We start from the raw sequence: 10,455 nt of genomic DNA on the forward strand, positions 1-10,455 counted from the left end.
GCTGCTGGGCCTGAGCATGTCGGCACCCTATTGGCCCCCCGAGCGTGTGGAGGAATACCGCCAGCGCCAGGCCATCCGTTTTGCCGGCACCATGCCGCCGCGCGAGGGGTTTGAGTCCGAGTTCATGCGCAAGGACGGCACGCGGTTTCCCGTACTGATCATCGAGGCCCCGCTCATCAATGCCCAAGGCCAGCACACCGGCTGGATGAGCGCGTTCCTGGACATCAGCGAACAGCGCCGGGTGGAGGAGCTGTCCCGCGCCTCGCAGGAGCGGCTGCAGGCCACTGCGCGGCTGGCCACGGTGGGCGAGATGGCTTCGTTGCTCAGCCATGAACTCAACCAGCCGCTGGCCGCCATCTCCAGCTACGCCAATGGTTCCATCAACCTGCTGGAACATGCCACTCCCGCCAGTGCGTCTGTACCCGAGCCCGACGCGCTGGAGGATGTGCGCATGGCCATGCGCCAGATTGCCCGCCAGGCCGAGCGAGCGGGCCGAGTGATCAAAAGTGTTCACGACTTCGTCCGGCGCCGCGACCAAGCCCGTGAGGCAGTGCATGCGCAGCAATTGCTCGATGCCATTCTGCCGCTGGTGAGCCTGCAGGCCCGCAAACTGGGCGTGCGCGTCAATACATCGGTGGAGCAGGGCCTGGCGCCCGCGCTGTGTGACCGTACGATGGTGGAGCAGGTATTGCTGAACCTGGCGCGCAATGCCATGCAGGCGATGGATGATCCTGGAGTAAGCAATCGCGTGCTGGATATCAGGGTGCGGCGTGCTGCCTCCAATCCGCACAACGGCTGGATTGAATTTGCTGTGACCGATGTGGGAACCGGGATTCCCCCCGAGGTCGCAGAAAAACTGTTCACCCCGTTTTTCACCACCCGCCCGGAGGGCATGGGCTTGGGGTTGAGCATGTGCCGCACCGTCATTGAACAACACGGCGGTTTTCTCGGATTTGCGCCGAATGAGCCCCGTGGTACGGTATTCACCTTCACGCTGCCCGTGAACAATGGAGCCACCCCCTGAGGCAGTTACGGCGGCCAGCGCAGGGGCTTTGGCGCTTTCATCGTCTGCGCGTGACTGACATTGCAATGGACAACTGAACTGATCTATGGAGCCCATCACCAACGCCACCGTGTACATCGTGGACGATGACGCCAGCGTGCGCGAGGCACTGGCCTGGCTGCTGCGCTCGCGCAGGCTGCCCAGCGAGTCCTTTGATTCGGCCGAAGCCTTCGATGCCATGCTGCAAAAGCGGCCCCCCCAACGCCAGCCCTGTTGCCTGCTGCTGGATGTGCGTATGCCTGGCATGAGCGGGCTGGCACTGTTTGACGTGTTGGCCGCGCGGGGCGACCTGGCCACCATGCCGGTGATCTTTCTCACTGGCCATGCGGACGTGCCCACCGCCGTGGACACCGTCAAGCGGGGGGCCTTTGATTTTTGCGAGAAGCCCTTTTCCGACAACGCGCTGGTGGACCGCATTGAGCAGGCACTCGCCCAATCGGCCGAGCGGCTGGCACAGGTGCGCGAACGCAGTGACTTGCAGGTACGGCTGAGCGAACTGACCGAGCGGGAGCGTGATGTGATGGACCTGGTGGTCGCCGGTCTTCCCAACAAGCTCATCGCCGACCAGCTCGACATCAGCGTGCGCACGGTCGAGGTTCACCGCTCACGGGTGTTCGACAAGATGCAGGTCAAGTCCGCTGTGGAGTTGGCCAACCTGCTGCGCACGGGCAACTGAGCCCACCTTCTGGCGGGGAGTTCGCAGTCCGGGCGATCAGCCCCGTGGTCGTTCGCCCACAAAAATCTCGACCCGCCGGTTGCGCGCACGGCCCTCGGCGGTGTCGTTGGTAGCGATGGGGTAACGCTCGCCCATGCCTTCGATCACGATGCGGCGGCCATCCACACCGCGCGCTGTCAGGTAGCTGCGGGTGCTTGCGGCGCGGTCCATCGACAGGGGGTTGTTGGTGGCATCGCTGCCTGTGCTGTCGGTGTGCCCCACGATACGTACGTCAGTGTTCGGGTTGTTGCGCAGGCCTGCGGCAAACTGGTCCAGGACCGGCGCGAAGTTGGGCTGGATGTCCGAGCGGCCCACGGCAAACGAGATGTCGCTGGGGATATTGAGCTTGAGCTGGTTGTCAGCCGTCTGGGTCACGGCGATACCGGTGCCCTGGGTGGCCTGTTCCATCTCGCGCTTTTGGCGCTCCATGTTTTGCGACCAGATGTAGGTGCCCAGTGCCCCGACACCGGCCCCCACCACGGCGCCGGTCCCGGCGCTGCCGCCGGTCGCGGAGCCGATGACCGCGCCTGCCAGCGCCCCAATGCCAGCTCCGGTGGCCGTACGGCGCTGGGTGTCATCCATGCTGGCGCATCCGGTGACCAGAACGATGGCGGCGGCAGCGCCGAGAATTTGAATGTGTGTGCGCATGTGTGTGCTCCTTGAAAAGCGGTGGCGCTGGGTGGGCGGGTCTCGCACCCGCCGCGCTGTCGGAGCGTTATCGCGTCCCGTGCAGTGGCGTCACCCAGCTCACGCCATCGTGGGGCCCGCGATGAAGCTGTGCCATCGGCGCGCTGGCCCATCGGTTGTAGGACAGGGCCGTCCCTGGGGCGCAACTCACTGCCCGTTCAAGGCGATGGCGGATGCTTGTCGCTGTCGGCGGGCGGTGGGGCCTTCAGTTCTCCTCCCTTGCGGCCCGAGAACATGGTCCACCACACGATAGCCACCAGTACCACCAGCGCCAGCAGCGCTTCAAGCAAAATCAGCCCCATGAAATTGACACTCCTGCGCGTTGCGTTGACCGCGCTGATTGTAGGAACGCTGGCCGCCTGCTCCACGCCCCCTGCCCCAGTCCCCGCACGCCCTGGGGGCACTCCTGCGCCGCTGCCGCCCAGTGCGGTGGTGCTGCCGGGCGACACCGGCCCGCTGCCATCGCCCATGGCGCAGCCCAAAAGCCGCTGGATTCCCGTGCGCTGGGCCGAGCTGCCGGGCTTTACCGAAGACGCGCTGCACGAAGCCTGGAACGCGTGGATCAAGAGCTGCGAGCGGCCCCAGCCCCCCTTCACTGCGCTGTGCAGCGAGGTCCGGCAGCTGAGCATTGCCACGGCCGATGAGCAGCGTGCCTGGCTCATCGCACGCCTGCAGCCCTACCGCGTCGAGGCGACTGACGGCAACGCCGATGGCTTGCTGACGGCCTACTACGAACCCATGATGGACGCGGTGCGCCAGCCCGGCAATGGTTTCACGGTGCCTATCTATCGGGTACCCGCCAGCCTCGGGGCGCGCAAGCCCTGGTACACCCGCCAGCAGATTGACACCCTGCCGGAGGCCCAGGCCGCGCTCGCGGGCCGGGCCATTGCGTGGCTGCGTGATCCCATCGAGTCCATGGTGCTGCACATCCAGGGGTCGGGTCGTCTGCGCATCACCGAGCCCGATGGCTCGGTCTCGCTGGTGCGGGTGGCCTACGCAGGCACCAATGACCAGCCCTACCAGAGCGTGGGCCGCTGGCTGCTGGACCAGGGCCTGACGCGCGATGCGACCTGGCCGGGCATCCGCGCCTGGGTGGCCGCGAACCCCCAGCGCACCAATGAGCTGCTGTGGAGCAACCCGCGCTATGTGTTCTTCCGCGAAGAGCCTTTGAGCCCGCTGGACGCCGGGTTTGGCCCGCGTGGTGCGCAGGGCGTGCCCCTGACGCCCGGCCGATCGATTGCAGTGGACCGGCAGAGCATTCCCTACGGCACACCCGTGTGGCTGGCTTCGTCCGGCCCGCAGGTGCAGCTCAACCGCCTGGTGCTCGCACAGGACACGGGCAGCGCCATCCTCGGTGCAGTGCGCGCGGACTATTTCACGGGTTGGGGGCCAGAGGCGGGTGACATCGCGGGCCGGCTCAAGCAGAACTTGCGCCTTTGGGCGCTGTGGCCGCGCTGAGGCGCTCATGAAATGAGGCGTGGCCCCAATCTGCCATGCCTTTTGGAGCTGGTAGAGCCAGGGCGGCGCGCCTTCAAGCCCGTGTGCGTGTGAGGTGTGTCAGCGGCAGCGCCCCGCTGGCCTTCACCTCACCCAGCGAGAAGCTGGTGTGCATGTCTTTCACGTTGGGCAGGTTCAGCAGCACGTCGCGCGCAAACTGCGAGAAGCTGTCCAGATCCCGTGCCACCACCTGCAGCTCGAAGGTGCCGGTGCCGCTGATGTAGTGGCACGACACCACTTCCGGAATCTGTCGGATGGCTTCCTCCATCTTGCGCGTGAGGTTGCCCGTGCTGCGGTCCGCATCCAGCCGCACGAAGGCGAGTACCCCGAGGCCGATCTTGTGCCGGTCGATCTCCGCGCGGTAACCCTTGATGAAGCCTTGCTCCTCCAGCGCCCGCACGCGGCGCCAGCAGGGGGCGGCCGACAGGCCCACCCGCTGGGCCAACTCGGCATTCGTCAGTCGGGCGTCAGCCTGCAGCTCGTTGAGGATGGCGATATCGAATTTGTCGAGAGTGTTCACAAAGCGGCTGAAAAGAGAAAGATCCTTTCTCAGAATAGCCTAAACACGGCACAGAACGCAAAGACATATCAGCGGCGCAGACATACACTTACCCGCAGATTAGTGCCGCAGCCCTAAACGGGCTGCATGGTGCTACCCCAGCGTGCCCACAAGGCGCGGACCCCACAAAAGCCATTGGAGACATAGCCATGAACGCCCCCCTGCCCGAGTCCATCCGCAAAGCGCTAGAGACGGTCACTCTGGACGACAAATACACCCTGGGCGAAGGCCGCGCCTTCATGAGCGGTGTGCAAGCCCTGGTGCGCCTGCCCATGCTGCAGCGCCAGCGCGATGCGGCGGCGGGGCTCAACACGGCGGGCTTCATCAGCGGCTACCGGGGCTCGCCCCTGGGCACGTACGACCAGGCGCTGTGGGCGGCCAAGAAGCACCTGGCAGCCAACAACATCGTCTTCCAGCCCGGTGTGAACGAAGAACTGGGCGCCACCGCGGTGTGGGGCACGCAGCAGCTCGATCTGTACCCGCAAAGCAAGAAGTTCGACGGCGTCTTCGGCATCTGGTACGGCAAGGGCCCGGGTGTGGACCGCTGCTCCGACGTGTTCAAGCATGCCAACATGGCCGGCACCGCCAAACACGGCGGCGTGATCGCCATTGCCGGCGACGACCACATCAGCAAGAGCAGCACGGCCGCGCACCAGAGCGACCACATCTTCAAGGCCTGCGGCACGCCGGTGTTCTTCCCGAGCAGCGTGCAAGAGATTCTGGACATGGGCCTGCATGCGTTTGCCATGAGCCGCTTCTCGGGTGTGTGGTCGGGCATGAAGACCATCCAGGAGGTGGTGGAGTCGTCCAGCAGCATCAACATCGACCCGGACCGCGTGAAGATCATCCTGCCCGAGGACTTTGTGATGCCGCCCGGCGGCCTGCACATCCGCTGGCCCGACGCGCCGCTGGAGCAGGAAGCGCGCCTCATGGACTACAAGTGGTACGCGGCCCTGGCGTACATCCGCGCCAACAAGCTCAACTACAACGTCATCGAAGGCAAGCAAGACCGCTTCGGCATCATCGCCAGCGGCAAGGCCTACAACGACACCCGGCAGGCGCTGGTGGACCTGGGCCTCGATGACGACACCTGCCGCCAGCTCGGCATTCGCGTGCACAAGGTCAATGTGGTGTGGCCGCTCGAAGCCACCATCACCCGCGACTTTGCGCAAGGCCTGCAAGAGATTCTGGTGGTGGAAGAGAAACGCCAGGTCATCGAATACCAGCTCAAGGAAGAGCTGTACAACTGGCGCCCCGATGTGCGCCCCAACGTGCTGGGCAAATTCGACGAGCCCGAAGGCGACGCCACGGGCGGCGAATGGAGCATGCCCAACCCCAGCCAGAACTGGCTGCTGCGCGCCAAGGCCGACCTCACTCCTGCCATCATCGCCAAGGCCATTGCCAAGCGCCTGAAGAAGCTGGGCGTACCCTCTGACATCGTGGCCCGCATGGAAGCGCGCCTGGCCATCATCGAGGCCAGCGAGCGCGCGATGGCGGAGCTGAAGGTGGACACGGGCGAACGCGCCCCCTGGTTCTGCAGCGGCTGCCCCCACAACACCAGCACCCGCGTGCCCGAGGGCTCGCGCGCTGTGGCGGGCATTGGCTGCCATTACATGGTCAACTGGATGCCCGACCGCCGCACCAGCACCTTCACGCAGATGGGTGGCGAGGGCGTGACCTGGGTCGGTCAGCAGCCCTTTACCACCGACGCGCACATCTTTGCCAACCTGGGCGATGGCACCTACTTCCACAGCGGCCTGCTGGCCATCCGCCAGAGCATTGCGGCGGGGGTGAACATTACCTACAAGGTGCTCTACAACGATGCGGTGGCCATGACTGGCGGCCAGACCGTGGGTGAGCGGCCCGAGGGGCACAGCGTGCTGCAGATCATGAACAGCCTGAAGGCCGAAGGCGTGGCCAAGCTCGTGATCGTGACGGACGAGCCGCACAAGTACGACGGCGTTGCGCTGGCCGACGGCGTGACGGTGCACCACCGCGACGAGCTGGACACCATCCAGCGCCAGTTCCGCGAGATCAAGGGCTGCACGGCCATCATTTACGACCAGACCTGCGCGACGGAAAAGCGCCGCCGCCGCAAGCGCGGCAAGCTGGCCACGCCCGACAAGACCGTGGTGATCAACGAGCTGGTGTGCGAGGGCTGCGGCGACTGCTCGACCAAGTCCAACTGCCTGTCCGTGGAGCCGGTGGAGACCGAGTTCGGCCGCAAGCGCCGCATCAACCAGAGCACCTGCAACAAGGACTATTCCTGCGTCAACGGCTTCTGCCCGAGCTTCGTCACCGTGGAAGGCGGCAAACTCAAGAAGCCCAAGAAGGAGAAGAAGGGCGACCTTTCCTCGCTGCCCAACATCCCCGAACCCGTGCTGCCCGTGGCCGAAAGCGCCTGGGGCATCGTGGTCGGCGGCGTGGGCGGCACGGGCGTGATCACCATCGGCTCGCTGCTGGGCATGGCCGCGCACCTGGACGGCAAGGGCGTCATCACGCAGGACGCCGGCGGCCTGGCACAAAAGGGCGGCGCCACCTGGAGCCATATCCAGATCGCCAACCGGCCCGACGCCATCTACACCACCAAGGTCGACACCGCCAAGGCCGACCTGGTGATCGGTTGCGACTCCATCGTGGCCGCGCACAAGTACACCCTGGCTGTCATGCAGCCCGGCCGCACCTTTGTGGCGCTCAACACCCACAGTACGCCCACGGCGGCGTTTGTGAACAACCCGGACTGGCAGTTCCCTGGTGGCAACTGCGACGCCGCCATTGCCACCGCCGTGGGCGCGGCAGGTGTGGGCAGCTTTGACGCCGAGCAAGTGGCCACCCAGCTGCTGGGCGACAGCATCTACACCAACCCGCTGATGCTGGGCTACGCCTGGCAAAAGGGCCGCGTGCCACTCACCTACGCATCGCTGATGCGCGCCATGGAATTGAACGGCGTGCAGGTGGACAACAACAAGGCAGCGTTTGAATGGGGCCGCCGCTGCGCGCACGACCTGGCGGCGGTGCAGGCGCTGTTCCAGGCCGCGCAAGTGATCCAGTTCGTCAAGAAGCCGTCGCTGGCCGAGATGGTGGCCAAGCGCGTGGAGTTCCTGACGGGTTATCAGAACGCCGCTTACGCTTCCGAGTACCAGGCCTTCGTCGAGAAAGTGAAGGCGGCGGAAGCAAAACTGGGCAGCGGCACCCGCCTGTCTGAGGCTGTGGCCCGCTACCTGTTCAAGCTAATGGCCTACAAGGACGAGTACGAAGTGGCGCGCCTGCACACCGACAAGGCCTTCACGGACAAGATCGCGAACATGTTCGAAGGCGATTACAAGCTGGTGCACCACCTGGCACCGCCCCTGACCGCCAAGAAGAACGCCAAGGGCGAGCTGGTCAAGCAGCCGTTCGGCCCCTGGATGCGCAGCGCCTTCGGCGTGCTGGCCAAGATGAAGGGGCTGCGCGGCACGGCGCTGGACATTTTCGGCAAGACCGAGGAGCGCCGCATGGAGCGCGCACTGATCGCCGAATACCGCGCCTGCGTCGACGAGCTGCTGGCCCACTTGAACGCTGACAACCTGGCCTTGGCGGTGCAAATTGCCCGCATTCCCGAAGAGATCCGTGGTTACGGCCACGTGAAGGAACGGCACCTGAAGGCGGCGCGTCCCAAGTGGGACGGCCTGATGGCCCAGTGGCGCACGGGCGCCCCGGTCCAGCGTCAGGTCGCCTGATAGGTCCTTCTGCCGTCAGTGTCTCCCACAAAAGCCCGCCTCTGTGCGGGCTTTTGCTATTAATAGTGTAGCTATTGAGGCATGAATCCCTAGCGCATCACCCGTTTTTGGCCTGTATTTCCGCTGGCGGGCCCTTGTGGGGCCCGCAGGTGGCAAACACCCGCTGCGCGCTTGGGTCTTCCCCCTTGGGCGGCGCTCAAGGCGCCGCATACAATGCTCTGTTCTGCCCCCGCAGGCGCTTTGGCGCGTGGTGTGGGCGGGTTGTGTGAATTTTGACCATCCGTTGTGGAGTCCAGTCCGTGTTTATTTCTTCCGCTTTCGCCCAAACCGCACCTGCCGCAGCCGCTGGCGGCGGTGACATCATGTCCTCTCTGACCGGCATGCTGCCCCTGGTGCTCATGTTTGTGGTGCTGTACTTCGTCATGATCCGCCCCCAGATGAAGCGCCAGAAAGAACACCGCGCCATGATCGACGCCATCGCCAAGGGCGATGAAGTGGCTACCGCCGGTGGCATCGTGGGCAAGGTGACGCGCCTGTCCGAAGGGTTTCTGCACATCGAGATCGCCAGTGGCGTGGAAGTGCAAATGCAGCGCAGCGCGGTGGTGCAGGTGCTGCCCAAGGGCTCCGTCAAGTAATCCATGAACATCCCCCTGAGGCGCTGCGCGCCCCGGCCCGTCCGGGCGCGGGGTCAGGGGGCGCTGGCGCGTAGGGCGCCTGCACAACTGAGGTGAGAGCGCGATCATGAACCGTTATCCGGTCTGGAAGTACGCGATCCTGGTGATCGTGCTGCTGGTGGGGGCCTTGTACACCCTGCCCAATTTCTTTGGCGAGGCGCCTGCTGTGCAGGTGTCGTCGGCCAAGGCCACCATCAAGGTGGATACCGCCGTGCAGCAGCGGGTGGAAGAAGCCCTCAAGGCCGCCGGTGTGACACCTGACTTTGTGGCGCTGGAGGGCAACTCGGTGCGCGCGCGTTTCGACACGCCCGACACCCAGCTCAAGGCCAAGGACGCCATCCAGAAGGCGCTGGTGCCTGACGCCAACGACCCTTCCTACATCGTGGCCCTCAACCTCGTGTCGCGTTCGCCGCTGTGGCTCAAGGCCCTGCACGCCAATCCGATGTACCTGGGGCTGGACCTGCGCGGTGGCGTGCACTTCATGCTGCAGGTGGACATGCAGGCGGCGCTGACCAAGAAGTCCGAGTCCTATGCGGGTGACATCCGCACGGCACTGCGCGACAAGAACATCCGCCATGGCGGCATCAGCCGCGACGGCCAGTCCATCGACATCAAGGTGCGCGATGAAGCCACGGCCACGGCCGCGCGCAACCTGATCGCCGACCAGTTCGCCGATCTCCAGGTCACCACCACGCCAGAAGGCACTGAGTTCAAGCTGCGCGCTTCGATCAAGCCCGAAGCCACACGCCGCGTGCAGGAGCAGGCGCTCAAGCAGAACATGGTCACGCTGCACAACCGGATCAACGAGCTGGGCGTGGCCGAGCCCGTGATCCAGCAGCAGGGTCTGGACCGCATCGTGGTGCAGCTGCCCGGCGTGCAGGACACCGCCAAGGCCAAGGACATCCTGGGCCGCACTGCCACGCTGGAAGTGCGCATGGTGGACGAGGGCACCGAAGCCCGTTCGGCAGAGACAGGCCGCGGCCCCGTGCCGTTCGGCTCCGAGCGCTACCTGGAACGCAACGGCCAGCCCGTCATCGTCAAGAAGCAGGTCATCCTGACCGGCGAAAACCTGACCGATGCGCAGCCGGGCTTTGACGGTCAGACGCAGGAACCCACTGTCAACCTCACGCTGGACGCCAAGGGCTCCCGCATCTTCAAGGACATCACGCGCGAGAACGTGGGCAAGCGCATGGCCATCGTGCTGTTCGAAAAGGGCAAGGGCGAGGTCGTCACGGCCCCTGTCATCCGTTCCGAAATCGGTGGCGGCCGCGTGCAGATTTCGGGCCGCATGACCACGGCCGAGGCCAACGACACCGCCCTGCTGCTGCGCGCTGGCTCGCTGGCCGCGCCCATGGAAATCATCGAGGAATACACCATCGGCCCCAGCCTGGGCGCCGACAACATCGAGCGCGGTATCCACAGCGTGGTGTGGGGCATGGTGGCCATTGCGGTGTTCATGTGCATCTACTACGCACTGTTCGGCATTTTCTCCACCGTCTCGCTGGCGGTGAACGTGCTGCTGCTGCTGGCTATCTTGTCCA

General features: G+C 65.2%; 9 protein-coding genes. 6 read left to right on the forward strand and 3 right to left on the reverse strand.

Translation table 11 applies throughout. The features are described from left to right. Both DBR23_RS28100 and DBR23_RS28105 read left to right on the forward strand, forming a co-directional pair. Positions 1 to 1,024: sensor histidine kinase (locus DBR23_RS28100; protein ID WP_108500246.1), on the forward strand; the 1,024-nt coding region annotated here is incomplete at its 5' end. 85 nt (positions 1,025 to 1,109) lie between these two features. After that, the gene (locus tag DBR23_RS28105; RefSeq protein ID WP_056067854.1) at positions 1,110 to 1,739 is read left to right on the forward strand and encodes a response regulator transcription factor; all 630 of its coding nucleotides are present in this window, start codon (positions 1,110 to 1,112) and stop codon (positions 1,737 to 1,739) included. A gap of 36 nt (positions 1,740 to 1,775) precedes the next feature. Here the strand turns inward: DBR23_RS28105 and DBR23_RS28110 are convergent, their stop codons facing one another. Continuing rightward, the gene (locus DBR23_RS28110; protein WP_056067856.1) at positions 1,776 to 2,426 is read right to left on the reverse strand and encodes an OmpA family protein; all 651 of its coding nucleotides are present in this window, start codon (positions 2,424 to 2,426) and stop codon (positions 1,776 to 1,778) included. Positions 2,427 to 2,623: 197 nt separating this feature from the next. Then, entirely contained in the window at positions 2,624 to 2,767 is a 144-nt protein-coding gene (locus DBR23_RS30105; RefSeq protein WP_199227826.1) for a hypothetical protein, read from the reverse strand. Here DBR23_RS30105 and DBR23_RS28115 point away from each other — a divergent pair. Continuing rightward, positions 2,700 to 3,923: a murein transglycosylase A gene (locus tag DBR23_RS28115; RefSeq protein ID WP_108500249.1), complete on the forward strand. Its 1,224-nt coding sequence runs from the start codon at positions 2,700 to 2,702 to the stop codon at positions 3,921 to 3,923. The genes DBR23_RS30105 and DBR23_RS28115 overlap by 68 nt on opposite strands. Before the next feature lie 73 nt (positions 3,924 to 3,996). On the opposite strand, the gene DBR23_RS28120 is transcribed toward DBR23_RS28115, so the two are convergent. After that, the gene (locus DBR23_RS28120) at positions 3,997 to 4,482 is read right to left on the reverse strand and encodes an Lrp/AsnC family transcriptional regulator (protein WP_056067858.1); all 486 of its coding nucleotides are present in this window, start codon (positions 4,480 to 4,482) and stop codon (positions 3,997 to 3,999) included. Between the two features lie 188 nt (positions 4,483 to 4,670). On the opposite strand from DBR23_RS28120, the gene DBR23_RS28125 reads away from it, so the two are divergent. The 3 genes from DBR23_RS28125 to secD form a co-directional block, all read left to right on the forward strand. Beyond that, complete coding sequence (locus DBR23_RS28125; RefSeq protein ID WP_108500247.1) at positions 4,671 to 8,240, forward strand: indolepyruvate ferredoxin oxidoreductase family protein; 3,570 nt, start codon at positions 4,671 to 4,673, stop codon at positions 8,238 to 8,240. 299 nt (positions 8,241 to 8,539) lie between these two features. Continuing rightward, entirely contained in the window at positions 8,540 to 8,875 is a 336-nt protein-coding gene (gene yajC / locus DBR23_RS28130; RefSeq protein ID WP_015016243.1) for a preprotein translocase subunit YajC, read from the forward strand. 106 nt (positions 8,876 to 8,981) lie between these two features. Continuing rightward, positions 8,982 to 10,455 (forward strand): protein translocase subunit SecD (gene secD, locus DBR23_RS28135; protein WP_108500248.1); only part of this gene is annotated, 1,474 nt, incomplete at its 3' end.

The organism is Acidovorax sp. HMWF018, from assembly GCF_003061035.1.
GTDB lineage: Bacteria > Pseudomonadota > Gammaproteobacteria > Burkholderiales > Burkholderiaceae_C > Acidovorax > Acidovorax delafieldii.